The sequence below is a fragment of the Streptomyces sp. ADI95-16 genome (genome assembly GCF_003721495.1).
Lineage (GTDB): Bacteria > Actinomycetota > Actinomycetes > Streptomycetales > Streptomycetaceae > Streptomyces > Streptomyces goshikiensis.
Genome location: NZ_CP033581.1, coordinates 7,454,663 through 7,481,167, shown reverse-complemented (window position 1 = coordinate 7,481,167; position 26,505 = coordinate 7,454,663). Strand labels below are relative to the sequence as shown.

Below are 26,505 nucleotides of genomic sequence, written 5' to 3'. Positions count from 1 at the left end.
CAGGGGGACCTCACGGCCCTCCCGGGACCACTGGGCGATGAGCGCGTCGTAGATCGGCGTGCCCGTGGCGGTGACCGTGTCCGGCCGGCCACCCGCCGCCGCCGTGGCTACGGGTGGCCGCGGACGGGCGGGGAGGGTGGCCGGCATCGTGGCCCCGGGATTCATGGCTTTCATACAAGGCTGAACGATCCTCCGCTCCGGGAGGTCGCGAGGCGTTATCAGGCTGTGTCCGTCAGGCCGCGAAAGTGGCCCAATGGGGTGGAACGCCGCTGCCGCCTCCACCACGGACCGCCTCCACCACGGCCTGGTGCAGGTCCCGGCTCTCCGGTTCCGACACGCACTCCACGGGGCTGCCGGACAGGGTGAACCAGTCCGACGAGCTGCTGTACTGCACCGCCACCTGGGCTTCGGCGCCCGTCCAGGTGGTGTGCACGGTCAGGTCTCCCGAAATGATCCCGACCTCCTCGGTCCGGACCCCTCCGGCCCCCGGAAAGACCCCTGTCGTCGTCCACGAAGCCCATGCCATCGACGGTCTCCTCCCTGCTCGGCTAAACCTGCTCCAACTGGTTTTCCTTCTGTTGGTCTACCCACATTGGCCGCATTCGTCACGGGGGGCTCTCATGGACAACAGGCCCGTTCCGTTCCTCTGCCCGCGCTAGCGCGGAAAGGTACGCCCATGTACGAGATGCGCGCCGAGTCCATAGCCGACCGATGCCAGCTCCTGTGGCACGTCATAGCGAAGGACACGACCTTCAGCACCCTGTGTGGATCCCTCCTCAACCCCGACCAAACCCCTCCACCGGCGGCTGACCCCGCCGCCGAGCGCTACTGCGCGCCTTGCATGACCGCCTTCAGCAGGGCGGTGCACGCCTTCGGCACGCCGTCCGAATGACCCCGGGAGGGCCCGGTGGGACGTCCCCACCGGGCCCTCGCGCCGGGCCCTCGCGCCGGGCCCTCGTGGCCGACGAGTGACCGGGTTCAGCCCGCCGGCCGCGCACCCCACGCCGTCCAGGCCCGCGCGGTCAGGCGGATCGATCCGTCGGAGGCCCGGGGCAGGGTGGCGCGCAGCCGTTCCCGCAGCTCCGCGCGGTGGTCCTCGGGCAGCGAGGCCACATAGGCGGGCGCGGGGCCCTGGCCGCCCAGGAACGGCCCCCAGTAGTCGTCGAAGTCCCTGAACCGGGTCGGTACGGTGATCTCGCCGGCCTCCACCCCCGCCAGCCCGGCGCCGGTGAGCAGCTCGCGCAGCGGCGTCCGGCCGGCCAGCGGGAACCTGACCGCCTCGTCCAGGGCCTCGGCCCGCCGGTCGAGCGCGCGGGCGGCGTCCCAGAACGTACGGATGGCCCGCATTCCGCCTTCGCCGTAGTCCCAGAGGTAGACGGCCACCGTCCCGCCGGGCCCGACGACGCGCACCATCTCGGCGGCCGCCCGCGCCGGGTCCGGCACGAAGGTGAGTACGAGCCCGCTGACGGCCGCCGTCGCCCGGCCGTCGGGGAACGGCAGGGCCAGCGCGTCGCCCACGACGAAGTCGGCCCGGGGACCGGCGAGGTGCAGGCGGGCGTGGCGTACGTAGCTCTCCGCGGGATCGACGCCGATCACCCGGCGCGGGGCGGCCGCGTCCAGCACGGCCCGCGCGACCGCGCCCGTACCGCAGCCGATGTCGCGCCAGCTGCCGCCGGGCGCGACGGCCAGCCGGCGGACGAACTCGGCGGCGACCAGCCGGCTCCAGCGTCCGACGTACGGCTCGTACGCCTCCCCGGCAGCCCACATCGGCCCACGTCCTTTCGGGTGCGGTGTCAGTCGGCGTCCGTGAACGTCCGAAGGACGTACGGGAAGACGGCGTAGCCGAGGGCGAACCAGGTGAGCGCGTACAGCCATCCGGCGAGGACATCGGTGGGCCAGTGCACCCCCAGGTAGATCCGGGTCAGCCCGACGGCGACGGCCCAGCCCGCCAGGATCACGCAGGGGATCGCGGCGGCGGCGGGACCCGCGCGACGCAGGAGCGCCCAGGCCAGCAGCCCGGCCGCGAGGGCGGAGGCGGTGGTGTGGCCGGAGGGGAAGGAGTGGTCGTGGGCCACGGTGGCCCAGTCCGCGAGGGCGGGCCGGGGCCGGCCGATCAGGTGGAGCACACCGAAGCGGGCCGCCTGGGCGAAGCCGAGGAAGAGCAGCGCGGCGGCCGCGCCCCACAGCCGCTCGCGGGTGCCGCGCCCGGCGATGACCCCCGCCGCGGCGGCGCACACGTAGGGGAACGGGCCGCTGCCGGTCGAGGTGACGGCCCGCGCGAACGCGACGGCGACGGCGGGCCGGTGCCGTACGGACCAGCGGTGCGCGGCGCTGTCCAGCGGGTACGGGGCGCCGTGCCGGGCGGTGACGAGGAACGCCAGCAGCACGAACAGGCCCGCGCACAGCGCGGCCCCGGCGACCGCGATACGACGGCGTCGCCGCGACCGGGCGGCCGCCGGAGCGGGTGGGGCCATGGGACGGTGCTCCCCTCATGCGCACGGACAGTCCTGGGCAATCCAGACGAACGGGCAGGGAAGATCGTTCCCCTGGTTCCCCGGGCCGACACGAGCGGTACGGGTGACACCGGCCCGGAGGGGCCCGGGGCGGTCGCGGCGGGCTCAGCCGGTCAGGAGGGCGACCGCGCGGGCGGTGCGCAGGTGCAGGGCCGTCCGCCCCGACCGGCGCGTGGAGACCAGGCCCGCGCCGCGCAGGGCGCCCAGGTGCTGGGAGACCGCGCTGGGGGTGACCCCGAGGCGGGCCGCCAGCGCCGGGGTGGTCAGCGGTTCGGCGAGCGCGGCCAGCAGCGCCGCCCGGGTCGCCCCGAGGACGGCGGCCAGGCCTTCGCGGTTGGGGCGGTCCGGCTCCCAGAGCAGACCGACCCCGAGGGCCGGATAGCGGATGGAGGCCGCTGTCACCGGCGACTGGTCTACCAGTACGTCCGGCCAGGCGAACACGGAGGGCAGCAGCACCAGCCCGTGCCCCGAGGCCTCGACCGCGCAGGGCGCGGCGCCGGCCCGGCGCCGCCCGCCGACGACCAACTCGCCTTCGTGCCAGGCGATGTCGCGGTGCAGCTGCGTGAACAGCCCCTCGACCCCGCCCTCGACGAGGGCCACGGCGCGCCGGCCCACATCGGCGTCGAGGACGGCCCGCATCCGCCCCCAGTGCGGGGCCACCAGACGGTCGTGACAGCGCCGCAGGGCGCCGGCCAGCCGGGGCAGGGCGACCTCGGCGGCCGGAAGCCGCCCCACGGCCCGCGCGCCGGCCCCGGCGGCGCATTCGGCCGCGAAGTACGCGGGATCCGTGGCGCACAGGTCGGCCAGCTCCTCGTCCAGCGAGGGCAGCCGTTCGCGCGGCACCGGGAACAGGAACGACGGCAGGCAGCGCCCCAACAGGATTCTCAGCAAAGGCAGTTCGGGGTCGCCGCGGAGTACGTCCCGGGCCTCGACCAGCCACCGGTGGTGCACGGCATGGCCCGTGGTCGTCAGCGCGGCACGCACGCCCAGCACCGTCTCGGCCAGCGGCGACACTGCGAATCTGACGCGGGCCACCTCCGCCGCCGTCAGCCTGATCTCGACGGACACCGCCACCCCCGTCCGGCGGGCCCGTCCGGCGCCCGACCATGTAGCTCTGGCTGAACAGTAGTCGGCGGGTGCCGGCGGCCCGCAGGCTGCCCGGCATGGACCTGCACTTCCTCACTTCGTACGACGGAACCGAGCTGGCCTACCGGGTGACCGGCGACGGCGGCGCCCCGCCGCTCGTCTGCCTGCCCGGCGGCCCCGGTCGCGCCGCCGCCTACCTGGAGGACCTCGGCGGCCTCGGCGCGCACCGGACCCTGATCCTCCCCGACACCCGGGGCTCCGGCGCCTCCGCGATGCCCGCGGACCTCGCCACCTGCCGGGTCGACCGGCTCGTGGCCGATGTCGAGGCGCTCCGCGGCCACCTGGGTCTGGAGACCTTCGACCTGCTGGGCCATTCGGCCGGCGGATCCCTGGCCCAGCTGTACGCCGCCGCCCATCCCGAGCGGCTGCGCCGGCTGGTGCTGGTCACCCCGTCCTTCGCCTCGATCGGGCTGCCCTCGGACACCGGCGCCGAGGAGGTCCTGCGTTCGCGGGCCGCCGAACCCTGGTACGCGCGGGCCCTCCCCGCCTACCGGGCCGTGAAGGCGGCACGCTCCTTCGGCGAGGCGGCCCCGCACCGGCTCGCCTTCGAGCCGCTGATGTACGGGCGGTGGGACGCCGCCGCCCGGGCGCACGCCGCCGCCGATCCGGCCCAGCGTTCGCTGCCGGTCAGCGAGGCCTTCTACGCCGGGTACGCCCCCGACACCGAGGCTCTGGCGGCCCGGCTCGCCCGGCTCGCGGCGCCGGTGCTGCTGCTGGCCGGTGAGCATGACCTCTGGCCGACGGCGGCCGCGGCGGCGCGGGCCGCCGGTGTCTTCCCGGACGCGGAGCTGACCGTACTGCCGGGAGCGGGCCACTATCCGTGGCTGGACGACGCGGCGGCCTTCGCCGCCGCCGTCACCGGGTTCCTCGCTCGCTGACGCCGTCGGGGCGGACCCCGGCGGGCACCACGGCGCGGGAGAGCGACCACCACAGCGACCAGGAGACGGTGCCCACGAGCAGCCCGTTGGCGATGACGGCGGGGAGCCCCCAGACGGGCCAGATCAGGGCCGCGACCAGGAACAGCGCGAGGTTCAGCCCGGCGAACAGCGCCCACCCCGGTCCGGCCGGCCCCCGGGGCCGCAGGCCCGCGTTCGCCAGGGCCACCACCGCGGCCGTCGCGCCGACCAGCAACTCCCGCTGGAAGCCGTGCCATTCGCGGATGTGGTTCCACGGCAGCAGGGTGCCCAGCCAGACCAGTACGAAGCAGCCCGCGCCGCGCAGCAACGACCCCGGGAGCCGAAGCCGACGCCGCTGCTCCGGCTGCGGTTGCGGCTCCGGTTGCGGCTCCCGCTGCGCGGCGCCCCCGGCGACGGCCTCCAGGGCGGCCAGGGCCTGCTCCGCGGTGGCCCGCCCGGCCGGGTCCTTCGTCAGGAGCGCGGCCAGCATGGGCGCCAGCGGGCCGGCCCGCCCGGGGACCGGAGGGTCCTGCATGACGATGGCGACGCACAGAGCGGAGAAGGTCTCGGCGACGAACGGCGGCCGCCCCTCCACCGCGCAGTACAGTGTGGCGCCGAGCGACCAGAGATCGGTGGCGGGCGTCGGAGGCTCGCCCTCCAACTGCTCGGGCGCCATGTAGGCGGGCGTGCCGAGAAGGGTTCCGGTGCGGGTGAGGGTCATCGTGGCGTCCGCCACGTGGGCGATCCCGAAGTCCGTGATGATCGCCCGGTCGTCCATGAGCAACACGTTGTCCGGCTTGAGGTCGCGGTGGACGATGCCCGCGGCGTGCGCCCGCCGGAGCGCCTTCACCATCAGGACGCCCAGCTCGGCGACGCGCCGCACCGGCATCCGCCCGCCGCTCGCCACTTGGGCCGCGAGGGACGGGCCGGTCACGTACTCCATGACGATGACGGGCGCGCCCTCGTGCTCGACCACATCGTGCACCGTGACGATCCCGGGGTCGTTGAGCCGCGCCGCCGCCCTGGCCTCGCGCACGAACCGGTGGAGCAAGGCCTCGCGCCGTTCCTCGTCGACGCCGTCCGGGAACACGATCTCCTTGACGGCGACCTCACGGCCCAGCCGCTCGTCCAGGCCCCGCCACACCCGCCCCATGCCGCCCCGGCCCCGGAGCTCAATTAGCCGGTACCGCCCGCCGATCAATGCTCCGCTCTCTGCTGCCACGGCGCAACCCTAACGGGCCTCATTCCAGCACCAGGTCCGCTCCCGCCCGGCCCGGGGCGACCAGACGGGCGTTCGACTCGTCCGAGCGGGACACCCACTCCTCGGCGGCCGGCCGGTCCCGCCCGTGGCGGACGTGGCGGTCGACGAGCCGCCGGACGCGGACCGCGTCGTCGGGGGCGAGGAACCAAGCCTCGTCGAGGAGCGGCCGTACCTGCGCCCACTCCCCCGCCCCGTACAGCAGGTAGTTGCCCTCGGTGATCACCAGGCGTACGGCCGGGCCGACCCGGATGCTCCCGGCGACCGGCTCTTCCAGGGCCCGGTCGAAGGCCGGGGCGTAGACCGCCCCGGCCCCCTCCCCGGGGGCGGCGCGCAGCCGCCGCAGCAGCGCCGCGTATCCGGCGGCGTCGAAGGTGTCGGGCGCGCCCTTGCGGTCCGCCCGGCCGAGCCGGACGAGTTCGGCCTGCGCGAGGTGGAACCCGTCCATCGGTACGGCGACGGCCAGTTCAGCCCCGAGGGCCCGGGCGAGGCGCGCGGCCAGTGTCGACTTTCCCGCCCCGGGCGGTCCGGCGATCCCGAGGATCCGCCTGCTGCCCGACGCCGCGAGCGTACGCGCCCGCTCCTCCAGTTCCGCGAACTCCATGCCCCCATCCTGCGGCACCGCGCGGATCCCCGTCACGGGCGGGGGGCCGACGTCCAGCCCTGCCCGTGGAGTCGTTCGAATCCGTCCAGGAGGAGGTCCAGCGCGAACTCGAACTCGAACCGGTCGTCGCAGCCCCGGCCCCCCACGACGGAGCTCCGGTCATGGGCCACCGCCCCGGCCAGCTCGGTGACATGGGGGTACCGCAGGGCCATCGCCTCGCGCGCGGCCGTCTGCGCCGGGTCCGGTGCCGGTGCCGACGCCGTCGCTCGTGGTTCGGGGCCCGGCGGGGCGTCGAACAGTTCCTCGGTGAGGCCCAGCACCCGGCTGCCGAGGGCGTGCATCGCGTGGTGGGTGAGGTCGAGCGAGAAGCCGCCGGCCCGGAACATCCCGATCACGGAGTCCAGGTACGCGAGCACGGCCGGGGTCGGGCTGCTGCGCGAGCGGATCACCTGGGCCGCCCAGGCGTGCCGCATGAGGGCGTCGCGGGCCCCGAGGATCCGGCGGCGGACCGCGCTCTTCCAGTCGGCTCCCGGCGCGTGGGGGTCGAGGCCGGCGACGACAGCCTCCACCATCCCGTCGAGGAGTTCCTCCTTGTTGGCCACGTGCTTGTAGAGCGCCATCGGCACGACGCCCAGTTCCTGGGCGAGCCTGCGCATGCTCAGCGCCTCGATCCCGGCGCCGTCGGCGAAGGCGACGGCGGCGCGCAGCACCCGGTCCCGGCTCAAGGGGGTCCGGCGTGACTCCTCGGCTGGCACGTCGGCCGGCATGTCGGTTCTCCCTGGTCGTCATTTCCGCCGGGCGGGCGGGCGTGGATGGCATCCCGCCTTGACGAGTGTACGACGTACACCTACCGTGAGCGCCAGATGCCGGGTGTACGCCGTACACCCATCGAGGGAGGGGCTGTTCCGCATGAGTGAAACCAGGAGGCTCGCGGTCGTCGCGGGTGCGTTGTTCCTCGTCACGGAGGTCGCGGCGATCGGCGGACTCGCGCTCTACCGCCCCGTTCTGGAGGGCCCCGGCTACATCCTCGGATCCGGCGCCGACACCCGGGTGTTCCTGGGGGCGCTGTGCGAACTCGTGCTCGCGCTGGCGGTCATGGGCACCGGGGCCGCGCTGTACCCGGTCCTGCGGCGGCGCGGCGAAGGAGCCGCCGTCGGCTACGTCTGCGGGCGCCTGCTGGAGGCCGCCGTCATCGTGGTCGGCATCGTCAGCGTGCTGGCGGTCGTGACGCTGAGACGGTCCGCCGGCCCGTCGGGCGCCGCCGACGCCGCCTCCCTCGTCACGGCCGGGAAGACCCTGGTGGCGCTGCACGACTGGACGTTCCTGCTCGGGCCCAACTTCGCCCTCGGGGCCAACACCCTGGTACTGGCCTGCCTGATGTACACCTCGCGGCTGGTGCCGCGGGCCGTCGCCGTGCTCGGGCTGGCCGGCGGCGCGCTGATCTGTGCCTCGGCGACCGCCGTGCTGTTCGGGGTCTACGAGCAGGTCTCCGTGGCGGGTTCGCTCGCGGCCCTGCCCGTCTTCGCCTGGGAGGTGACCCTGGCGGTCCGGCTGCTCTTCAAGGGCTTCGACGAGGCGGCCGGTGACGGCGCCGGTGAGGGTGCCCGCGCCCGCGTGGACGCCCTCACCGGGTGAGGGCGCTCAAGGCATCCGGTCCACGTTCCACATCGGCAGGCTCCGGAAGAACTCCACGGCCTCCGCCCGCCAGTACGGTTCCCAGGACGCTGCCTCGGCGGCGGCCTCCTCCGCGTGGCGCCGGATCTCCGCCTTCAGCCGGCCGTCCACTCCGGCGGCGCGGGCGATCTCCCGGATCCGTTCCAGGGTGGCGTCCGGGCAGCGGGGATCGCCCAGCGCGGCTTCGACGAGGGCGGCGTCGGCCCCGGTCGCGGCGGCCAGGACCGCACGGACGGCGTAGGTGCGGCGGCCGGAGCGGATGTCGGCCCCGGTGGACTTGTCCGCGACCGCGGGAGCCGCGCCCGCGCCCGCGTCCTCGCCCGCGTCCTCGCCGAAGGGGCCGAAGAGGTCGAGGCAGTCGTCGCGCATCTGCTCGCTGACGCCCACCAGCCTGGCGTACCGGTGCAGCCGGGCGCGGTGCGGCGCCGGATCCTCGCCCGCCGCCAGCAGACCCATCGTCAGCGGCGCCAGGACCGAGTACCGCGCGCTCTTGAAGTCGGTGACGGTGTGCAGGAATTCCTCGTCGGGCAGCGCGTGGGCGTCCCGCTCCAGGTCGGCGATCTGCCCGGCCACGGTCTCCGCCGCGGTGCGCGTCTGTACGCCGAGCAGGGCCTGGCGGAGCGCGACGGGCGCCTCGGCCTCCAGCAGGACCTGCGTGGAGAGGAACCCGGCGAGGTCACCGGCGAGCACCGCGAGCCCGAGGGCGGTGGCCCCGTTGCCGGGGAACTCCCGGCGGTAGGCGTAGTACGTCGAGGGGCCGCCGCGGCGCAGGGGCGCGTCGTCGATGATGTCGTCGTGGACGAGCCCGTGGGTCTGGAGCAGTTCGATGCTCAGGGCGGCCTCCGCGAGCCCCGGCACCTCCTCGGTGGTGACCAGCCGGGCCGCCTCGTACAGCAGGACGACCCGCAGTCGCTTGCCGCCGCGCATCGAGAGGTCCCGCAGGAGGTCCAGGCACCGGGGGACGTACCGGCTCGGCACCGGCAGGTCGAAGCGCCCGGCGAGGCTGTCGAAGTACTGCCCGAACCGGGCGTCGAAGCGGGTCCGGTGCCCGAGGACGCGTTCCAGGGCGGCGGCGTTGACCGTGGCGTGCATGGAGATCAGTATCGGCGACCGGGCCGGCAGGCGTGGGGTGCGGGTGCGGGTGCGGGTGCGGGTGGGCAGGATGCCGCGAAAAAAATCCGACGGCGATGTCGAGAACCCGTGGCCCGCTCCGTCCCCGGGGTGAACGCGGCCAGAATGGGCCGCACCCGTACGAGGAGAACCACCATGGCCAAGTACCTGCTTCTCAAGCACTACCGGGGCGCGCCCGCGGCGGTCAACGACGTGCCCATGGACCAGTGGACGCCGGAGGAGATCTCGGCCCACATGCGGTACATGCAGGACTTCGCCGACCGGCTGGAGGGGACCGGCGAGTTCGTCGACGGTCAGGCGCTCGCTCCCGGGGGGACCTTCGTCCGGTACGACGGCGAGGGCCGCCCGCCCGTCACCGACGGCCCGTTCGCCGAGACCAAGGACCTCATCGCCGGCTGGATGGTGATCGACGTCGACAGTTACGAGCGCGCCGTCGAGCTGGCCGGAGAGCTGTCCGCCGCCCCCGGGGCGGGCGGGAAGCCGATCCACGAGTGGCTCGAACTGCGCCCGTTCCTGACCGCGCCGCCCACCATCACGGAGTGACCTCGCCGATGAACGAGGCCTTGCTCAGGAGCCTCACCCCGAGCGTGCTCGGGATCCTCGTCCGCCGCGGAGCAGACTTCGCGGCGGCCGAGGACGCCCTGCAAGAGGCGCTGGTCGAGGCGGTCCGCGTCTGGCCGACGGACATGCCGCGGGACCCGAAGGGCTGGCTGGTCACCGTGGCCTGGCGCCGGTTCCTCGACGCGGCCCGGTCGGACACCGCCCGGCGCCGGCGCGAGGACCTCGTCGACGAGGAGCCCGCGCCGGGACCCGCGCCGGGTGTGGACGACACGCTCCAGCTGTACTTCCTGTGCGCCCACCCGGCGCTGACGCCGTCGTCCGCGGTCGCGCTCACGCTGCGCGCCGTGGGCGGGCTGACCACCCGCCAGATCGCCCGGGCCTACCTGGTGCCCGAGGCGACCATGGCGCAGCGCATCAGCCGGGCCAAGCGCACCGTCTCCGGGGTGCGGTTCGACCAGCCCGGCGACGTCGCCACCGTACTGCGCGTCCTCTACCTGGTCTTCAACGAGGGCTACTCCGGCGACGTCGACCTCGCCGCCGAGGCCATCCGGCTCACCCGGCAGCTCGCGGCCGCGATCGACCACCCCGAGGTGGCCGGGCTGCTCGCCCTCATGCTGCTCCACCACGCCCGGCGCTCCGCCCGGACCGGGCCCGACGGCAGCCTCGTACCGCTCGCCGAGCAGGACCGCGGCCGCTGGGACACCGCGATGATCGCCGAGGGCGTCGCGATCCTGCGGGCGGCCCTCGCCCGCGACCGGCTGGGCGAGTTCCAGGCTCAGGCCGCCATCGCGGCACTCCATGCCGACGCGCCCACCGCCGGGGAGACCGACTGGGTGCAGATCGTCGAGTGGTACGACGAGCTCGTACGCCTGACGGACAGCCCGGTCGTCCGGCTCAACCGCGCGGTGGCCGTCGGCGAGGCCGACGGTCCGCGCGCCGGGCTGGCGGCGCTCGCGGCGCTGGACGACGCGCTGCCCCGCCACACCGCGGTGGCGGCGTACCTCCACGAGCGGGACGGCGACCTGGAGACGGCGGCACGGCTGTACGCCGAGGCGGCCCGGAAGGCGTCCAACCTCGCCGAGCGCGACCATCTGACGCGCCGGGCCGCCCGCCTCACCCAGCTACGAAGAACTGGATAACTTGTCGAAATCCAGCGCGAGCAGGGCCTTTCCCTGGGCCGTGATGAAGCCGTAATTCAGTCCCCCGCCGATAACACCGCCGAGGATGGGGACGAACTTCCCCGCGATCTTCGCCGTGAGTCGTTTGAAGATTTCCGCCGCCACGCGCACGACGACCTGAGTTCCGACCTCCACCCCGAGCGACACGGCCACGATCTTCATGAATTCCTCGAACGAGAGCGAGTAACTCCCGGTCTTGTGGTAGATCACCGCCATCGTGACGCGGAACTGCTGCGCGATGGTGTTGGCCATGTCCGCCGGGACGCCCAGCACCAGCGTGGCGGCGCCGCCCATCCCCGACGCCACACCGGTCGTCGCCGCGAGCAAGGCGCAGTGGTTGATGTACCCGTCGATTCCCTTTTTGTCGACCAGCTCCTTGACTTTCAATCCGTCGAGATTGCTGTGGGCGAATTTCAGTGCCGCCACCATGGCCGCTTGATCGTACCTGGCCACATTTCCCCCCGGGTTTTCCCGATCTCTTTTGAGGCTTTCCTCGTACCATCGTGACAGAGAACACGGCCGAAATCGACGGCTGTGGCGAAATACGGTAATGGAGTGACGTCAGTGCCCGTGGTGGGTAAAGGCGGCCCAGATGTGCGGGGCGTCGAGGTCGAGTTCGGGACGCGCCTCCAGTACGGCGGACAGCGCGGGCGGGACGATCCGGTGCGGGTCGAGCATCCAGAGCTGCGCGGCGCGCAGCGCGTCGGCGGGCGAGCCCACCGCCTCCGGGTGCCCGGGCAGTCCGCGGCCGGTGAGGTAGTGGTGGAACACGTACATCACCATCGAGGTGCGGATGTCGTCGGCGATCGCCCAGAGGGAGCCGACCACCGAGGCGGCGCCCGACGTGAGGAACGCCGTCGACAGGGTCAGCGCCTCGTCGTAGTCGGCCAGGGTCAGGTCACTGGTGCAGTTGGCGAGGACCAGCAGACCGCCGGGCGCCGACGGGTCGCGGCCGTGGGCGAGGGCCTGGATCTCCGCCAGGGTCAGCACCTGCGGCACAGGCGCGGCGGGGTGCAGGTCGAGGCTGGACGCGGAGGGCGTCGCCCGGGCGGTGGCGTGGCAGTTGACGTGGCAGACGGCCGCGCTGGACCCGCCGCGGCCCGGCAGCAGCGGTGCCACCGCCGCCGCCGTGGCCGGCCGGGACGGCGGGCGGCTGCCGGGGCCGCCGGGCTCGGGCACGTCGTCGACCGGCCCGACGACGGTGGCCCCCGGGTACAGCGCCGCGATCAGCCGGGCCTCCTCGTGCATGGCCGGGGTGCCGCCCGGGTCGGCGACCACCGCCTGCGCGCCGTCCCACGGCAGCCGCGCCCGGGCCGCCACCTCCACCAGCTGACGGGAGGTGGAGCAGTACGAGATCACCGCCCGGCCGCAGGCGTAGCCGCCGCCGGGCGCCCCGGAAGCCCCGGGCGCTCCGGGCGCGCCCGGCAGTCGCGCGGCGTGCCAGGGGACCATCCCGAGCATGCCCACCGGGGACAGCACCAGCCGGGCCGGCCGGTGCCGCCGCCCCGCCCCGACGTGCTCGATCACCGCGGCCATCGCCACTTCGCCGGCCCAGGAGCAGAGCGGGTCCAGGGCGCCGCGCCACCGGTCCGAGGCCCGGCCCAGGCGCTTGCGGCCGCGCCGGTAGAGCTCCCACATCACGGCCGGGTCGTTCTCCCCCGGCAGCACGACCGGCTCCCGGGTGGCCGCGGCGAACTCCTGGAGGGCCTCGCCGTACGCGGCCGCCGGGCCGTCGTCGGTGACGCACAGCCCCGGCAGCCGCAGCCGCTCCACCACGCCGGTCGCGGTCACGATCAGGGCGTCGCCGGCCCCGTCCCGGCCCGGGATCAGATGGACCAGCGCGTCGTGACCGACCGTCCGCAGCGCCCGGCCGATCTCGGCCGGTGTGGGCGCGGAGAGGATGCGGCGTTCCGCCGGGCCGCCCTCCAGCGCCTGGAGCACGAGCAGCCGCAGTCCGTCGGGGATGACCACGGGGCCGTCGGCCGGAGTGCCGGGGACCCGGCCGGGATCGGCCCGCCGCCATGCCTCCGCCAGCTCCGGCCGGCCCTCCCGCTCCAGCAGTTCGGGTACGGAGGCGGCGACGGTCGCCGCGTTCAGCACCAGTCCGCGCCCCAGTTCCAGGGCTTCCAGCGCCTCTTCCGTACGGCCGTCCCTGAGGCACCACTCGACCAGGCGCATCATGTCGGAGCCGGCCGCGCGGGCGGAGTCGAGGGCGGTCTCGGTGCCGGTCTGGAGCAGCACGGCCCGGCCGTGCGCCGCGAGTACGGACTTGGCCACCTCCCGGGACTGCGCGCGGTGGTCCGGGTCCTCGGGACCGTGGGCCCGCAGCGCCTCGGCCAGGGCCCGCGTGAGGAGCACCGTGAACGGGTCGCCCGGGCGGGAGAGGACGGCCGTACGGGCGTCGCGGAGGAGGCCGACGGCCCGGTCGAGGTCGGCTCGGTCGCGGGTGCGCCGGAAGCGGGTGAGCAGCAGGCGCCCCAGCCCGTACCGGCAGCGGGCCCGGGCCCCGTGGAAGCTCGGCCCCGCCTCGTCGACCGCGCCGGACAGCAGGTCGATGCCGCGGTCGAGGGAGCTCGTACGGGAGCCGGGGGCGGCGGGGCCGGCCGGGTCGGCCGCGTCCAGCGCGTCGGAGTGCGCGCACAGCACGGCGGCCGCGCGGAGCAGCAGCGGCGCCCGGTGCGCGCTGCCGGGCGGGCAGAGGGCGGCCGCCCGTACGACGTCCTCGACGGCCGCGCGCAGGGCCGCGAGGTCGTCGGCGCGGGCCGCCCGGGTGGCGCGGAAGAGGCCCGACTCGCTGAGTACGGCGGGCAGTAGGGGGTGGTCGGCGGGCAGCGCCGCCGCGGCCTCGGCGAGTTCCGCCGCGGCCCGGTCGGCGGCGCCGTCCTCGCGGGCGGCGAGCAGTCCGGTCAGGGCGGCGGCCGCGAGGAGCTCGGCGGAGAAGCCGCCGGGGGCCGCCGGGCGGCCGGGCCGCAGCAGGGCCGCGAGGTCGGGCTGTCCTGCGGTGCCGGGCCGCGCCAGCAGCGTGGCGAGTTCGGGGTGCGGGGCGCGCGGGTCGGACCGGTCGCGCAGTCGCTCGTACGCCGTTCGGGCTGCGTGGAGGTCCATCCGGTCGCCGATCAGCAGGTACCGGTCGCGCAGCATGCCCGCGAGCAGCAGCGACAGCCGGTCGGCCAGAGGGCCGTCGGTGCCGTCCGCGGCGGCGATCGCCCGCCGGGTGAGGGTGACGGCGTCGGCGAGGTCGGCGATCTCGCTCTCGTGCAGCCACCGCCGGTGCAGCGCCAGGGCGTGCGCGGCCATGACGGGGGCGGACCGCTGCCCGGCCGGACCGGCCGGCCCGGTGACGATTTCGAGGACGCGGCCCACGGGTTCGGTGAAGGGGTACGGGCTGCCGTCTCCGGGCAGGACCGCCGCCGCGGACAGCGGGATGTCCTCCGCCTCGGCGGGCGCCGACCGGGTCGGGGGCCGGACGGGCCCCGGCGGGCGGGCGGAGCCCGGCGGTCGCGCGGGGCCGGGGGCGCGTACGGACTCGTCCGCCGGGCGGCGGGCCGCCCCGGGGGCTCCCGCCGCTGCCGCCCCGGGGGCCCCGGCGCCGCCCGTGAACACGCCCAGCAGCTGCTGGATCAGCGTGGCGGGCCCGGTCGCCCGCAGCTCCCCGGCCCACTCCGCGAAGTCGCTGCCCGGCGGCATGTGGCGCGCGCCCTCGCGCAACAGCCCGTCGGCCTCGGCGAGTTCGGCCGGGCCGGCGGCGCCGCGCCGCGCCAGCTCGTACCCGAACGCCCCGGCCGCCATCAGCAGGAAGCCCTTCAGCGATTCCTCGGCCGGGTCGGTGTACGCCGATGCCCGCCGGAGCCGGTCGCGCCAGTGCCGTGCCGCCGCGTCGTCCAGCTCGCCCTTGCCGCGCATGAAGGTGATCAGCAGGAGCACCATCTCGTAGACGGGCACGGGCCGTTCGCGGCGGCGCGCGGCCGTCTCCAGCAGGTGCCTGAGGCTCTGGAGGTCGTCCTCGACGCTCTGGTTGCGGGAGACGTCGGGGATCCCCTCTCCGTCGCGCCACGAGGCGGCCTGCGCCCGTACGAACGGCTCGCTGGTCCAGACGCTGTTGAGCAGCGCTCCGATGAACAGGTCCTCCAGGTCCGGGCTGTGGAGCTCGCCGCCCTCGGGCACGCGGTCCAGGACGATGCGGAACCAGCGCACCGCATCCCGGATCAGCGCGGTGTCCCGCTCGGGCAGCCGGACCGTGTAGCCGATGAGCAGGCTCACCGCCAGCGCGATGGCGGCGGCCTCGTAGAGCTCGTCCTCGTAGCCGTAGAGGCCGACTCCGGTCCGCAGCAGGGCGATCGCCAGCTCGTTGTCCTCCCGAACCCCCGGGACGTTGGCGACGAGGGAGATCCCCGGGTCGGCCCGGTCCTGGGTCATCGCGCGCATCAGCAGGGCGGGCAGCTGCGGCAGTGTGCGCCGGGAGGTCCGCTCGAAGAGGGCGAGGGCGAGCCGCAGGCAGGCGCCGCCGCGCTCGGTGTCGGCGTCGGGGATGACGTCGATCAGCTCCTGCCCGCGGCGGATCAGGCGGTCGAGCCGGGCGTCGTCGGAGCTCTCGGGCAGGAGCATGCTCAGCAGCGTGACGAGCCCGAGGAGGATGTTGAGCCGTTCCTCGGCGCGGTCCGCGTCGGTCTCGGGCGGCTCGTCCGCCGCCCGGAGCCGTACGGTCGGGGCCCGCTCCTTCAAGGCGAGGTCGTCGAGGGCGAGTTCGAGGTGCCGGGCGGCTTCGCCGAGGTCATCGGAGCGGCCTGGCGCCCCGGGGGCGGACGCCGGGGCGCCGCGCTCGGCCCGGTCGATGAGCAGCAGTGCCAAGTCCGTCCGGTTGGCGCGCACTTGGCGGCGCTGGGTGCCGGGGTGGTCGATCGCCCTGCGGTGCCATTCGATCAGGGCCGTCTCGGCGGCCGGGCCGCCGTCGTGTTCGTACAGGTGCCGGGCGGTCATGGTGGCGAGTTCCGTCGCCTCGCCGCCGTCGGCCGACGGATCCCGGGTCAACGGCCACAGCAGGGCGAGCGCTTCGTCGAGTTCCCCGGTCGGCCGGGCGTACGGTCCGTGGCCGTCGGCGCCCTCGGAACCGCCGCAGCCGTCGTCGTGCTCGCAGAAGAGGAGCAGCGCCAGCTGGAACGGGACGGCTCCCGGCACCTCGTCCTCCGAGGGGGTCTCGCGGGCGGCGCGGAGCCTGCCGATCGCCTCGGTACGGTCGGCCAGCCGGTCCGGGGCGCGGTGGTCGGGGGCGCGCGACCGGTCGGCGAGAGCGAGTCCCAGACAGGCCAGTGCCACCTGGAGGTCCTGGGCGAGCCCGGCGTCGGGCCCGTCCACCACGGGGGTGAGAAGGGCGACGATGCGGTCCAGGTCCCGGGACCGGCCCCCGCCGGTGAGCTCGCGGCTGCGGTTGTACAGGGCGAGGCCCAGTTCGCACCGGGCGTCCACGGCCAGGGCGGGCGTCCACCACTCGGGTTCGCCCGGCAGCGGCGGGAAGGCGTCGGGCCCGTGCGGGGGCAGCGGCGCGATCGCGGTCTCGAACTGCTCGATCGCCGCGTCCCGCGCGTCCGGATCGCCGGTCAGCTCGGCCTCGACCCGGGCGGCGCGGGCCGCGAGCAGGCAGGCCCAGTGGTACGAGGCGCTGCCGGGGCGGTGCTGGGACAGCAGCCGGTCGAGCAGGGCGCGGGCCTCGGCGAGACCGTCCGGGAGCAGGGGCGCCCCGGCGGCGGTCACCGCCCCGGCCGAGGCGACCTCCAGGGCGTGGACGAACAGGAGTTCCGCGAGGTCGGCTTCGGTGTTCCAGCGCTCCTGACCACCGGGGTGCAGGACCCGGGCCCGCTCGCGCAGCGCGGCGATCTCCCGCTCCAGCGCCCGGATGTCGTCGCTCCCTGACGCGTCCATGATCCCCCCGTTGCTCTTCCGCGACGGCCCGGTCCGGCGGCCGGAATTTACGATCCGGAGCGGACGCCGGTCCGCCGTCAGCCTGTTTTCCCGCGGCACCGGAAGTTCACGGTGCCCAGATCCCCGACTCCCCCCGGGGGCCGTCGCGGTCCCCGTATCCCCTTCTTTACCCCTTGCCTTCACGATGGCGTGGCGGGGACGCTGCGATTCTGCCCGGCGAGGTGCGCGCCTGGCAATATGGATGGCGCACTCGGTGGACCGATCCGGTTTTTCCAGTACGCTCATGGCGACCGCTTTGCCGTCCCGGAGCGTACTGGCAGACGCGCGAGGGGGAACGATGCATGGACGATATTGATCTTTCGATTCTGGCCGACCTGGAATCGAATCCTGACGATATACGCGAACGTTTGACCGAAGCTGATCGCATTCAGCTCGATCGTTTGCTGGGGCTGTTCGCGAACGTCTCGGACGACGACGGGCTCAGGGCGGTCGGCGAGGCGGTGGCGGCCCATGTGCGCGGCCGGCTCCCGGCCGACGACCCCGCCCTGCGCCGGTGGCGCTCGACCATGGCGCCCGACCGGTCGGCGGCGCCCGGGCTCATCCGCCGGATGGCCACCCGGCACGGCCATCACGTGCCCGTCCGGTCCTCGGGCACCCGGCCGTCGCACCACCGGGCCGAGCCGGCGGGCCCCGCGGCGCCGTCCGCGTGGGACCGCATCCGCGAGCGGCTGCTCTCCGCCTCCTCGCTCTCCGAGGCCCAGGTCAGGGAGGTGCTGCGGCAGGATCCCCGGCAGCCGCACCTGATCCGGCTGACCCGGAAGGGCGGGGAGGTGCGGCTGCCGTCGTTCCAGTTCCAGGAGGACTGCGTCCCGGTGCCGCTGGTCCTGGCCATCAACGAGGTGCTCAGGGCCTCCAAGGACCCGTGGGGCGCCGCGGACTGGTGGCTGGGGCCCAACCACTGGCTCGCGGCCCCGCCGGCGGAGGTCCTGGGCAGCGTCCCGGACGACGAACTGATGGCCGCGGCCCGGGCCGTGGGCGAGGGGGACTGACGTGGCACGTCCGGCGAAACTCCCCGGCAAGCTCGCGGGCACACCGCACCAGGTGGTCTGGCCCGCCGGGACGACGCTCTACCGGGTGCACCGCAAGAGCCGCTCGGCGGCCGACTTCAACGCGACCGTGGTCGACCACCACTTCGGCGGCACCCGGTTCGACAGCACCCTCAACGACGAGTACTCCTACCTCTACCTGGCCCCCAGCGCCGAGACCGCCATCGTCGAGAGCCTGCTGAAGGAGCTCCCGGTCGACGACGGGGAGCCGCGCGTGGTCTCGTACAGCGCCATCGAGGACCGGCGCCTGTCCCGGCTGGAGCTGCTGACCGACGTCACGCTGCTCTCGCTGCTCGACCGCCGCGCGATGAGCGCGGTCAACCAGGGCACCTGGCTGATCCAGTCCGAATCCCCCGACTACCCCTTCACCCGGCGCTGGGGCCACTGGCTGCGCGGGCAGGCCGACTGGGCGCAGGGGCTGATCTGGACCTCCAGGCAGAACCATCCGGAGCCCACCGCGGTGCTCTTCGGCGACCGCTTCGGCCCGCTGGTCCGCGAGGACGGGAACGAGGTCCTGCGCCCCGTCCCGGGCGGCATCGACCTCGACGACAGCGCGGGCCGGCGCTGGCTCGACAGCGCGTTGGACCCGTACTGCGCGCGGGTCGGCGCACCCGCGGACTGAAGCCGCCGGGCGCCCGGCCCCGGGTGCGGGCCGGGCGCGATCCGGGCGAAGCCCGGGCGTCCTCCGGGAATTCCCTCAAGATACGGAAAACAGCGCTCGATCACCCTCCCCGATCGTGCATAGTGGAGGGACGCGATCAGGGGGAATGCGGAGCCGCGAGGCGCGGAATGCGCCGCGAGCCGCTCCATTCCTCATGCCGATTACCCGGCATTCCCTCCCTTTCCCTTCCGGTCACTTCCATGCCCGTCTCGCGCGTCCGCACGAATTGGAGTTCCCGTGTCTCAGTTCTCGCAATCGGAACGTCCCGCGGTATTCCCCGTCTGCCTTCTCATCGACGTGTCCGGGTCGATGTCGGGCGGCCCGATGGCGGCGATGAACACCGCGCTCCCCGCCATGCAGCGGGCGATCCTGGACGACCCGACCACCGGTGAGATCGCCCGCGTCTCGGTGGTCACGTTCTCCGACACGGCCGCCTGCGTCCTGCCGCTCAGCGACATGGCCCACGCGCGGATGCCCACGCTCAGCCCGCAGGGCGGCACCGACTTCGCCGAGGGGTTCAGGGTCGGCCGCGAGGCGCTCGTCGACGGCATCGGCGCCCTCGGCCGGGGCGCGCGCTACCACCGGCCGGTGGTGTTCTTCCTCAGCGACGGCCAGCACAACTCCTCGCAGAGCTGGAAGAGCGGCTTCGACCGGCTGCGGAGCAAGGAGGACAAGTACGGCGCGGAGGTGGTGAGTTTCGGATTCGGGCAGGCGAACCGCGACGTGATCGCCCAGGTGTCCACCCGGCACGCCTTCTTCGCCGAGGACATGGACCCGGCGGTGGCGGTCAAGGAGATCCTGCACACCGTGCTCATGAGCATCAAGACGACCTCCGGTTCGTTCCAGGCGGGGGGCGCGGCGGGGCTGACCATTCCGGAGTCCACCGGGCTGACGCCGCTGCCGGTCTTCACGAACTGACGGGCCGTCGATGAGTCCCAAGTGGTGGCGCGGCACCCGGGAGGAGCCGTCGGCGGCCACGGCCGCCCCCGCTCCTCCCGCCGGCCCGTCCGGCTCCGGGGCCACCGCCCCGGAGCCGGCGGACGCACCGGACACCCAGCAGGACGGTACGCACGACACGCCCGCCGCCGAGGCCGTGACGGCCGAGGTGGTGACGGCCGAACAGGACGCCGGATACGCGGAGTTGCCCACCGAGGCTCCCCGCACCGGGCCGCTGTCCCCGCTGCCCGCGCCCCTGCTGACCGGTGTGCCCACCGGCCTGCCCGGGATGCGCGCGGACGGCGGGCTGCTGCGGGGCCGCTGGATCGCGGCGGCCAGCCTGACCGGCACCTCGCACCTGCTGCACGGCACGTCCGGCCAGGACGTCTACCGGTATACCGCCACCCACGACGGCTCCGGGCTCGTCCTGGTCGTCTGCGACGGCCTCGGCTCACGGCCCACGACGGCGCAGACCGGCGCGGGACTGCTGGCCTCGTACCTCTGCGAGGCCGCCGCCCACATCACGGGGCAGCGGATGGCCGAGGCCCCGCAGGACGTCCTGCGGGAGGTCCTCGTCATCGGGAACGCGGCGGTACGGCGTCATCGCGCGGCCGTCCTGGAACCCTTGACGGACTCGGACCTCGCGGCCACCGTCGCGGTGTGCTGGCTGCCGTTGCCCGCCGAGGGTGAGGGCGAGGCACGGCACGCCCTCCCCGGGCATGCCGTACGGGTCGGCGACTGCAACGTCTTCACCCTCGCCCGGGGCAGTTACGAGGCCCCCTTCCCGGCCGCGAGCGAGGGGCCGGCCAACGTCGTCACGGCGTACCTGCCCTGCGAGGACGCGGCCCGGGTGGCCGAGTACGCCCCTGTCTCTCTGGCCGGGGTGGACGCGGTCGTCGTCACCACCGACGGGCTGGCGATCGACCTGTTCGACTCGCCGTCCGTACGGACCTGGCTGGCCTCGCGCTGGTCGGTGCCCTGCGGCCCCGCCCGGATGCTCGACTCCCTGCGCTACCGCCGCCAGGGCTCCCACGACGACCGTACGGCGCTGATCACCTGGTCCGCGCCCCTCGACCACATCCCCCGCCTGGAACCGTGAGGAACCGGTCATGCGTCATCTCAGCGGTTCCTCCGGCCGCCGGTACGCCGTGGACGACGCCGAGCTGAACAGCGGCGGCCAGGCCAAGCTGTACCGCTGCCGTGACGACAAAGGGGTCGTGCGGGTCTACAAGGAGTACCGCACACCGTTGGCGGACCCCGCCGACATCGCGCAGCTGACCCGGATCCAGCAGGTGGGGCAAGCCGTCGTGGCCCGCGCCGAAGCTGCGGGCTCCTTCGCCGAGACCGCCGACTCCTCGGTCAACTGGCCCATCGACATCGTGCGTTCGGGCCGGCAGGTCAGCGGTGTCGTCGTGCCCCTGATCCCGGGCGACTTCATGCGCGGCGGCAAGAGTCCGCGCACGCTCGACTTCCTCTCCCTCGCCCGCGCGAACCCGCCGCGGGCAGCGGTCCGGGTGGGGGTGCTGATCCGGGTGTGCGACATCTTCGCGTTCCTCGAATCCGCGCAGCTGCTGCACGGGGACGTCTCCGCGAAGAACCTGGTCTGGCGGCCGTCGCCGTCACACGCGTACCTGATCGACAGCGACGGGATCCGCTCCTTCTCCCCCGCGCCGGCGCACGGCGTCTGCACCCCGGGCTGGGAGGACCCGCGGCTACAGGCCCGGAAGGTCCCGGCGCACGACCGCTACAGCGACCGGTACGCGCTGGCGCTGGCCCTGTACAAGGGCCTGTTCCTCAACCCCGGCGGCCCGCAGTACGTGGGCGGGACCTGGAGCAGGGCCTCCGGCTTCCCGCAGCACCTCGACCCGAAGCTGCGGAGCATGTTCGCCCGGGCGCTCGACCAGCCGCTCGCCACGCACGACCGGCCCACGGCGGCGCAGTGGCGCAGCACCCTCCAAGCGGTCTACCTCGACGACAAGGGGAACTTCCGCCGGCCCGCGCTCGATGTGCTGGACAAGTACGCCCAGGGCTACCGGGCCGCGTTCGCCCAGCCGAAGGCGGCCGCCCGGATCCCCGCGCCGGCGCCCGCGCCCGCGCTCGTACCCGCCCGGCGGCCCGCGCAGCGGCCCGTACACCAGCCGCCCGCCCGGCGGGCCGCACCGCCCCCGCCGCCCCCGCCGCCGCCGCCTTCGGGGAACAACTCCGGGTGGTGGGCGCTCGTGGCGGTCCTGGTCCTCGTCCTGATCGGCGGGGCCGGGTACCTCGTGTTCCAAGGCCGGGAGGAAGACGGCGCGGGCCACGGCCCGTCCGCCGGCGGGCGGCCGTGCCCGGCGGAGATCGCGGCGGACCTGCCCGCCGGTTCGGGGAGCGACGCGGTACTGCTCCGGCACTACGTGACGGAGCGGCACGACATCACCCTGTGCCGGACGGTCGACGACAGGGTGTACTACCACGGCGGGCTGCTGGACCAGCCGGACGCGCCCACCATGACGATCCCGGCGACCAGGACGGACACCGGGTACCGGGCGCCCCGGGGCGACTACCTCTACGAGATCGACGGGGACCGGGTCCGGGTCACCGTGCCCGACGGCACGACGAGTTCGTACCGCCTGAAGGACGTGACCGATGCGGGCTGAGGAGGCGCCGGGCCGGTCAGTCCTCGGGCCGGCCGTCCGCCGTCCGCGCGTGCTCGGGCCGTCCGGCGGGCGCGTCCTGGGCGCGGGCCGCCGTCATCGGGCGGTACTCCGCCAGGACGTCGAGTACGACGCGGGCCACCTCGGGCCGCCGCACCGCGAGGTGCACCTCCCAGTAGGGCCGTTCGGCGAGCGCGGGGCCGATCGCGGCAAGCATCGCGCGCAGGCTCGCCGCCGGTGCCAGGCCGCCTCGCCCGGCGCCGAGCACCGGCAGGCACAGCGAGGTCAGGGGCGGGGCGAAGCCGTCCCGTTCCACCGCGGCCTCCTCGAAGACCTGCCGGACCGCCTTCGTGACGACGGCGGGCGTGGTGTCGTAGCCGCCGTCGGACCTCGGCATCACGGTGGCGGCGTGGTAGATCCGGCGGACGCCCTGGGAGGCGAGCTCGCCGGCCGAGGTGGCCACGACGGTGCCCGGGGCGACGGGCAGGCCGGGGGCGGCGAACCGCACCAGCCAGTCGTGCAGTTCGCGGGCCAGTACGTCGTCCACGATGCCGCCGGCCGCGTTCTGGCGGGCGGCGGCGCGGCGCAGCGCCCCGGAGGTGGTCGGCCTGAAGGTCCGCGACATCTCCAGGTAGGTGTTCTCGGAGGAGACCAGGACGTCGACGCCGGTGACGAACTCGATGGGGCCGGTGTGCACGGTGATACGGGCCTTCGTGCCGCCGAGGACGAGGTCCAGCGGCAGCGGGCCGAGCGGTGCGGGCCCGGCCGCCCGGGCGGGCGCCGCGGCGGATCCGCCGGCGGTCCCGTGCGCCGCGCACAGGCTGAGCACGGCCTCCGCCGTCTCGGCGAGCACCAGTTTCTCGTGGTGCTTGCGGAACCGGTCGGTGCTCACCCGGAACACCCCGGCCGCCCGGCGCCTGCGGTCCTGGGCCGCCCACTCCCTCGCTCCCTGGGTCAGCCCGAACGTGTAGGCGGCGGCGGTCTGCAGGTCACCGCCGCCCAGGGTGTCCACGGCATCCCGCAACAGCGTCTCGACGGCGCCCGGCCGTATCTCCTGGCCGCCGTCGCCATCCGCGCCGCCGCCGTGGGCGGCCGACGCGGCGTGCAGCAGCGGGAGTTCGAGGCTCCGCAGGCCCAGCAGTCCATGGGCCCGTACCAGGCCCAGCTCGGCGACGATGCCGGGCAGCGTGGCGGCGGTGGGAGAGAATTCCATGCGTGCAGCATGCTGCCGCACCCTGCGCACCAGCAACCGCTTGGGCCGTGAGAGCCCCAACCGGCCTGCGAATACGCCGACTTGATGATCAGTGTCCAGGAGGGGCGAGGGAGGCCAGGACGGCCGAGGCCTGGGCGGCCTCGGGCAGGGCGAGGGCTTCGAGGTGGGCCAGGGCCTGCGTCAGACGGGTCCGCGCGCGGGCGTGGTCGCCGGATCCGGCCAGGGCGGTGCCCAGCAGGCGCAGGGTCCGGGCCTGCGCGGCGCGCCAGCCGAGGCGCTGGGCCGCGACGAGCGCGCGTTCGCCGCACTCGACGGCCTCCCGGGGGTGGCCGGCCGCGAGGTGGGCCGCGGTCTCGGAGATCAGGTTCATCACCTCCAGGGCCGGGTAGCCCCCGCGCACGCCCAGTTCGGCGCTCTCGCGGTGCCGGGCGACCGCCTCCGCCGCGCGGCCGCCGTGGCGGGCCACGATCCCGAGGCTGTACAGGGCGTGGGCTTCCCCGTAGCGGTCACCGCCCTCGCGGGCGGCGGTGAGGCTGAGCCGGCAGGCCTCGGCGGCCTCCTCGTAGCGGCGCAGGCGGAGCAGCGTGCTGACGCTGTTCGAGCGGGCGTTGGTGGTGCCCCACGCGTTGCCGCAGGCGGTGCCCGCGGCGATGGCCTCCCGGTAGAGCGCGTCGGCCGCCGTCCAGTCGGCGCGGCCCTGACGGGCGACGGCCCGGCAGATCAGGATCTCGGTGCGCACCACCTCGTCCGCGGCCGCCGCCGCTGCCCGCTCGGCGTCGTGGAGGGCGGCCTCCGCCTCGTCGAACCGGCCCAGCCGGGTGAGCGCCGAGCCCAGCAGGAAGCCGGTCCGGCCGGCCGCGCGGATGTCCTCCCGCTCCTCGGCGGTACGCAGGACCCGGCGGGCGGGGGCGAGGAGCGCGGCCCACAGGAACGAGCCGTCGAGCGCCGGGTCGAGTGCGAGGAGCGTGTCGGCGATCAGCCCGACGGCCGACGGCCGCGCCTCCAGGGTCTGCACGGCCACGGCCAGCACGGCCTCGATGTGCGAGGGGCCGGTTTCGAAGGGCGTGCCCCGCGCGGTCGTGGGTGTCAGCAGGCCCACGAGGGGGTGGCCCGGGCGCTCGGCGGCGTACGCCTCCCGGGCGCAGGCCAGCATGTGGTCGGCCAGCCGCAGGAGGGCCGCCGTACGTTCCCCGGGGCTGTCACCTTCCTCGGACCGGGCGGCGGCGAACTCCCCCAGCAGGTCGTGGAACCGGTAGGTCAGCGGGGCCGGGGATTCCAGGAGGCCGAGCGCCGTCAGCCGTTCCAGGTGCCGCTCCGCCCCGGCGGGGTCCAGCCCGGCGAGCGCCGCCGCCGAGGCGAGGTCCAGCGTCGCGGTGCGGGGGACGGCCATGAGCCGGAACAGCCGGGCCTGCCCCGCGTCGAGCAGGTCGTAACTGAGGCGGAAGCAGGCCTCGACGCTGCCTTCGGGCCCGTCCCGGCCGGGGAAGGCGGGGCCGAATCCGGGACCGAGGGCGGGGCGGCGGCCGTCGAGGAGCCGGAGGAAGTCCGCGAGCCGCCAGGCCGGCCGCGTCCCGAGCCGGGATCCCGCGATGCGTACCGCCAGGGGCAGCCCGCCGCACCGTTCGACGAGGGCCGCGGCCTCGGCGGGCTCGGCGGCGATGCGCTCCTCCCCCACGATCCGGCCGAGCAGGGCCAGCGCCTCGGCGGCGGGCAGGACGTCGAGGCGCAGGCGCCGGGCGGCCGGGAGTCCGGACAGGGTGCTGCGGCTGGTGACGAGCACGGCGCAGGTGGGCGATCCGGGCAGGAGGGGCTCGATCTGGGCGGTGTCCCGGGCGTCGTCGAGGACGAGCAGGATCCGCTTGCCCGCGAGGCGGGTCCGGTAGAGCGCGGCGCGTTCCCTCGGCTCTTCGGGGAGCGCGGGGTCCGTGACGCCGAGGGCGCGCAGGAATCCGGCGAGGACGGCCGCGGGGTCCGCCGGGTCCTCGCGTACGCCGCGCAGGTTCGCGTACAGCTGGCCGTCGGGGAAGTGTTCCCTGAGCCGCCCGGCCGTGTGCACGGCGAGGGTGGTCTTGCCGATGCCGCCGATCCCGCCGACGGCGCAGACGACCACCGTCTCGGGGGCCTTCGGGACCAGGGCGTCGAGCAGGTCCCGTACCACCTCGGCGCGCCCTGTGAAATCGGCGGGTACGTAGGGGAGTTGGGCCGGGACGGGTAAGTGCGGTGGGGCGGTGGCGGTGGGGGTGGCGGTGGGGGCCGCGGCGCCGGGCGGGGTCGTCCGCGCCTCCCGTTCCCGGCCGCCGCCTTCCAGCGCGGCGTCCCGGAACGCGCGCAGCCGGTCGTTGAGGGGGTGCTCCAGGCACAGGCCGGTCAGCTCGGCGACGAGCCGGCCGTGGCCGCCGAGCCGCAGGTCCAGCTCGACCCGCTCCATCAGTACCGACAGCCGCAGTTCGGCGAGCCGTTCGCGCTGGATGCGCGCCTGCGGGCCGGGCAGCCCGGCGAGGGCGGGCCCCCGCCACATCTCCAGGGCCCGCGCCAGCAGGTCCCGCGCCGCTTGCGGGTCCCCGGCCGAGACGTGGGCGCGCGCCCGGACGGTCAGCTCGTCGAAGCGGGTCAGGTCCAGCTCCCCCGGGCCGACCTGGAGGGCGTAGCCCCGCCCGTGGGTGACGAGCCCGCCGCCGAGGGTGCGGCGCAGCCGGTAGGCGTACGACCTGACCGTGCCGACCGCCGAGCGCGGCGGCTCCCCGCCCCACAGGCCGTCGATCAGCTCGTCCACGCCCACGACCGCGTTGCGCCGGCACAGCAGCATGGCGAGCAGGGCGCGCTGCTGGGGCGGGCCCAGCGGGAGCGGGGAATCGCCGCGGTGCGCCTGGACCGGTCCGAGCAGGGAGAAGTACGTTCCGGGGCGCGTTCCGCTCATGATCCCTCTTCCAACTCCCGTACGGACGCGCGCAATGTGCGTGTACCTGCCACCGAGCTGGAACTGTACCAAGGCATGCGGAAGGGGACGGATCACTCGGAACGCTCATCGGGCGTCGATCGGCTGTTGATCCGACTTTGCCACTCTTCATCCGGCAAGACT

General features: G+C 74.9%; 22 protein-coding genes. 10 read left to right on the top strand and 12 right to left on the bottom strand.

Going from position 1 to position 26,505, the window contains the following annotated elements; genetic code table 11:
• Window positions 1–232: 232 nt before the first annotated feature.
• Window positions 233–526 carry a hypothetical protein gene (locus tag EES41_RS33200; protein ID WP_123081603.1) on the bottom strand — a complete coding sequence of 98 codons (294 nt, stop codon included), beginning with the start codon at window positions 524–526 and terminating at the stop codon, window positions 233–235.
• A 150-nt stretch (window positions 527–676) separates the two neighbouring features.
• Here EES41_RS33200 and EES41_RS33195 point away from each other — a divergent pair, with 150 nt between their 5' ends.
• Window positions 677–892 (top strand): hypothetical protein, encoded by a 216-nt coding sequence (locus EES41_RS33195; RefSeq protein WP_073777114.1) that lies wholly within the window; start codon window positions 677–679, stop codon window positions 890–892.
• Window positions 893–978: 86 nt separating this feature from the next.
• Here EES41_RS33195 and EES41_RS33190 read toward each other — a convergent pair whose 3' ends face one another.
• From EES41_RS33190 to EES41_RS33180, 3 genes are all read right to left on the bottom strand, one after another.
• Window positions 979–1,767, bottom strand: coding sequence for a class I SAM-dependent methyltransferase (locus EES41_RS33190; RefSeq protein WP_123081602.1), 789 nt, complete (start codon window positions 1,765–1,767; stop codon window positions 979–981).
• Between the two features lie 26 nt (window positions 1,768–1,793).
• Window positions 1,794–2,474: a phosphatase PAP2 family protein gene (locus EES41_RS33185; RefSeq protein WP_123081601.1), complete on the bottom strand. Its 681-nt coding sequence runs from the start codon at window positions 2,472–2,474 to the stop codon at window positions 1,794–1,796.
• A gap of 144 nt (window positions 2,475–2,618) precedes the next feature.
• Window positions 2,619–3,581 carry a helix-turn-helix transcriptional regulator gene (locus EES41_RS33180; protein WP_216827279.1) on the bottom strand — a complete coding sequence of 321 codons (963 nt, stop codon included), beginning with the start codon at window positions 3,579–3,581 and terminating at the stop codon, window positions 2,619–2,621.
• Between the two features lie 95 nt (window positions 3,582–3,676).
• Here EES41_RS33180 and EES41_RS33175 point away from each other — a divergent pair, with 95 nt between their 5' ends.
• On the top strand, window positions 3,677–4,537 hold the full coding sequence (locus EES41_RS33175) for an alpha/beta fold hydrolase (protein ID WP_123082854.1): 861 nt from the start codon (window positions 3,677–3,679) through the stop codon (window positions 4,535–4,537).
• On the opposite strand, the gene EES41_RS33170 is transcribed toward EES41_RS33175, so the two are convergent.
• Genes EES41_RS33170 through EES41_RS33160 form a run of 3 tightly spaced genes read right to left on the bottom strand, consistent with a single transcriptional unit; the run spans window position 4,515 to window position 7,184 of the window.
• Window positions 4,515–5,777, bottom strand: coding sequence for a serine/threonine-protein kinase (locus EES41_RS33170; RefSeq protein ID WP_164496007.1), 1,263 nt, complete (start codon window positions 5,775–5,777; stop codon window positions 4,515–4,517). The genes EES41_RS33175 and EES41_RS33170 overlap by 23 nt on opposite strands.
• Before the next feature lie 19 nt (window positions 5,778–5,796).
• The gene (locus EES41_RS33165; RefSeq protein ID WP_123081598.1) at window positions 5,797–6,417 is read right to left on the bottom strand and encodes a nucleoside/nucleotide kinase family protein; all 621 of its coding nucleotides are present in this window, start codon (window positions 6,415–6,417) and stop codon (window positions 5,797–5,799) included.
• Between the two features lie 32 nt (window positions 6,418–6,449).
• Entirely contained in the window at window positions 6,450–7,184 is a 735-nt protein-coding gene (locus EES41_RS33160; RefSeq protein WP_123081597.1) for a TetR/AcrR family transcriptional regulator C-terminal domain-containing protein, read from the bottom strand.
• Window positions 7,185–7,326: 142 nt separating this feature from the next.
• On the opposite strand from EES41_RS33160, the gene EES41_RS33155 reads away from it, so the two are divergent.
• Window positions 7,327–8,052 (top strand): DUF4386 domain-containing protein, encoded by a 726-nt coding sequence (locus EES41_RS33155; RefSeq protein ID WP_123081596.1) that lies wholly within the window; start codon window positions 7,327–7,329, stop codon window positions 8,050–8,052.
• A 6-nt stretch (window positions 8,053–8,058) separates the two neighbouring features.
• Here EES41_RS33155 and EES41_RS33150 read toward each other — a convergent pair whose 3' ends face one another.
• Window positions 8,059–9,183: a polyprenyl synthetase family protein gene (locus tag EES41_RS33150; protein WP_123081595.1), complete on the bottom strand. Its 1,125-nt coding sequence runs from the start codon at window positions 9,181–9,183 to the stop codon at window positions 8,059–8,061.
• Window positions 9,184–9,357: 174 nt separating this feature from the next.
• Between EES41_RS33150 and EES41_RS33145 the strand changes: the two genes are divergently transcribed.
• Both EES41_RS33145 and EES41_RS33140 read left to right on the top strand, forming a co-directional pair.
• Complete coding sequence (locus EES41_RS33145; RefSeq protein WP_123081594.1) at window positions 9,358–9,765, top strand: YciI family protein; 408 nt, start codon at window positions 9,358–9,360, stop codon at window positions 9,763–9,765.
• Window positions 9,766–9,773: 8 nt separating this feature from the next.
• Window positions 9,774–10,922, top strand: a complete 1,149-nt coding sequence (locus EES41_RS33140) for an RNA polymerase sigma factor (RefSeq protein ID WP_123081593.1) — start codon at window positions 9,774–9,776, stop codon at window positions 10,920–10,922.
• On the opposite strand, the gene EES41_RS33135 is transcribed toward EES41_RS33140, so the two are convergent.
• Together EES41_RS33135 and EES41_RS43915 are read right to left on the bottom strand one after the other, a co-directional pair.
• Window positions 10,905–11,390, bottom strand: coding sequence for a hypothetical protein (locus EES41_RS33135; RefSeq protein ID WP_164496006.1), 486 nt, complete (start codon window positions 11,388–11,390; stop codon window positions 10,905–10,907). The genes EES41_RS33140 and EES41_RS33135 overlap by 18 nt on opposite strands.
• A gap of 132 nt (window positions 11,391–11,522) precedes the next feature.
• Window positions 11,523–16,877, bottom strand: coding sequence for a CHAT domain-containing protein (locus EES41_RS43915; protein WP_123081591.1), 5,355 nt, complete (start codon window positions 16,875–16,877; stop codon window positions 11,523–11,525).
• Window positions 16,878–17,284: 407 nt separating this feature from the next.
• Here EES41_RS43915 and EES41_RS33125 point away from each other — a divergent pair, with 407 nt between their 5' ends.
• The 5 genes from EES41_RS33125 to EES41_RS42190 all read left to right on the top strand — a co-directional run bounded on the left by EES41_RS33125 (window position 17,285) and on the right by EES41_RS42190 (window position 22,216).
• Complete coding sequence (locus EES41_RS33125) at window positions 17,285–17,926, top strand: DUF3168 domain-containing protein (RefSeq protein ID WP_164496005.1); 642 nt, start codon at window positions 17,285–17,287, stop codon at window positions 17,924–17,926.
• 1 nt (window position 17,927) lies between these two features.
• The gene (locus tag EES41_RS33120) at window positions 17,928–18,605 is read left to right on the top strand and encodes an RES family NAD+ phosphorylase (protein ID WP_123081589.1); all 678 of its coding nucleotides are present in this window, start codon (window positions 17,928–17,930) and stop codon (window positions 18,603–18,605) included.
• Window positions 18,606–18,881: 276 nt separating this feature from the next.
• On the top strand, window positions 18,882–19,562 hold the full coding sequence (locus tag EES41_RS33115; protein ID WP_073798677.1) for a VWA domain-containing protein: 681 nt from the start codon (window positions 18,882–18,884) through the stop codon (window positions 19,560–19,562).
• A gap of 10 nt (window positions 19,563–19,572) precedes the next feature.
• Window positions 19,573–20,679: a protein phosphatase 2C domain-containing protein gene (locus EES41_RS33110; protein WP_123081588.1), complete on the top strand. Its 1,107-nt coding sequence runs from the start codon at window positions 19,573–19,575 to the stop codon at window positions 20,677–20,679.
• 10 nt (window positions 20,680–20,689) lie between these two features.
• A complete protein-coding gene (locus EES41_RS42190; protein ID WP_174261773.1) occupies window positions 20,690–22,216 on the top strand; it encodes a hypothetical protein in 1,527 nt (508 codons plus the stop codon).
• Between the two features lie 16 nt (window positions 22,217–22,232).
• Here the strand turns inward: EES41_RS42190 and EES41_RS33100 are convergent, their stop codons facing one another.
• Together EES41_RS33100 and EES41_RS33095 are read right to left on the bottom strand one after the other, a co-directional pair.
• Window positions 22,233–23,426: a hypothetical protein gene (locus EES41_RS33100; RefSeq protein WP_216827278.1), complete on the bottom strand. Its 1,194-nt coding sequence runs from the start codon at window positions 23,424–23,426 to the stop codon at window positions 22,233–22,235.
• Between the two features lie 88 nt (window positions 23,427–23,514).
• Window positions 23,515–26,343 carry a BTAD domain-containing putative transcriptional regulator gene (locus EES41_RS33095; protein ID WP_123081587.1) on the bottom strand — a complete coding sequence of 943 codons (2,829 nt, stop codon included), beginning with the start codon at window positions 26,341–26,343 and terminating at the stop codon, window positions 23,515–23,517.
• Between the last annotated feature and the right edge of the window lie 162 nt (window positions 26,344–26,505).

What these genes read in the sequence shown, in the direction of transcription:
- EES41_RS33100 (WP_216827278.1), bottom strand. Translation starts at nt 23,426, where the DNA reads ATGGAATTCTCTCCCACCGCCGCCACGCTGCCCGGCATCGTCGCCGAG.
- EES41_RS33150 (WP_123081595.1), bottom strand. Translation starts at nt 9,183, where the DNA reads ATGCACGCCACGGTCAACGCCGCCGCCCTGGAACGCGTCCTCGGGCAC.
- EES41_RS33200 (WP_123081603.1), bottom strand. Translation starts at nt 526, where the DNA reads ATGGCATGGGCTTCGTGGACGACGACAGGGGTCTTTCCGGGGGCCGGA.
- EES41_RS33095 (WP_123081587.1), bottom strand. Translation starts at nt 26,343, where the DNA reads ATGAGCGGAACGCGCCCCGGAACGTACTTCTCCCTGCTCGGACCGGTC.
- EES41_RS42190 (WP_174261773.1), top strand. Translation starts at nt 20,690, where the DNA reads ATGCGTCATCTCAGCGGTTCCTCCGGCCGCCGGTACGCCGTGGACGAC.
- EES41_RS33140 (WP_123081593.1), top strand. Translation starts at nt 9,774, where the DNA reads ATGAACGAGGCCTTGCTCAGGAGCCTCACCCCGAGCGTGCTCGGGATC.
- EES41_RS43915 (WP_123081591.1), bottom strand. Translation starts at nt 16,877, where the DNA reads ATGGACGCGTCAGGGAGCGACGACATCCGGGCGCTGGAGCGGGAGATC.
- EES41_RS33145 (WP_123081594.1), top strand. Translation starts at nt 9,358, where the DNA reads ATGGCCAAGTACCTGCTTCTCAAGCACTACCGGGGCGCGCCCGCGGCG.
- EES41_RS33175 (WP_123082854.1), top strand. Translation starts at nt 3,677, where the DNA reads ATGGACCTGCACTTCCTCACTTCGTACGACGGAACCGAGCTGGCCTAC.
- EES41_RS33135 (WP_164496006.1), bottom strand. Translation starts at nt 11,390, where the DNA reads ATGGTGGCGGCACTGAAATTCGCCCACAGCAATCTCGACGGATTGAAA.
- EES41_RS33155 (WP_123081596.1), top strand. Translation starts at nt 7,327, where the DNA reads ATGAGTGAAACCAGGAGGCTCGCGGTCGTCGCGGGTGCGTTGTTCCTC.
- EES41_RS33185 (WP_123081601.1), bottom strand. Translation starts at nt 2,474, where the DNA reads ATGGCCCCACCCGCTCCGGCGGCCGCCCGGTCGCGGCGACGCCGTCGT.
- EES41_RS33190 (WP_123081602.1), bottom strand. Translation starts at nt 1,767, where the DNA reads ATGTGGGCTGCCGGGGAGGCGTACGAGCCGTACGTCGGACGCTGGAGC.
- EES41_RS33160 (WP_123081597.1), bottom strand. Translation starts at nt 7,184, where the DNA reads ATGCCGGCCGACGTGCCAGCCGAGGAGTCACGCCGGACCCCCTTGAGC.
- EES41_RS33195 (WP_073777114.1), top strand. Translation starts at nt 677, where the DNA reads ATGTACGAGATGCGCGCCGAGTCCATAGCCGACCGATGCCAGCTCCTG.
- EES41_RS33110 (WP_123081588.1), top strand. Translation starts at nt 19,573, where the DNA reads ATGAGTCCCAAGTGGTGGCGCGGCACCCGGGAGGAGCCGTCGGCGGCC.
- EES41_RS33165 (WP_123081598.1), bottom strand. Translation starts at nt 6,417, where the DNA reads ATGGAGTTCGCGGAACTGGAGGAGCGGGCGCGTACGCTCGCGGCGTCG.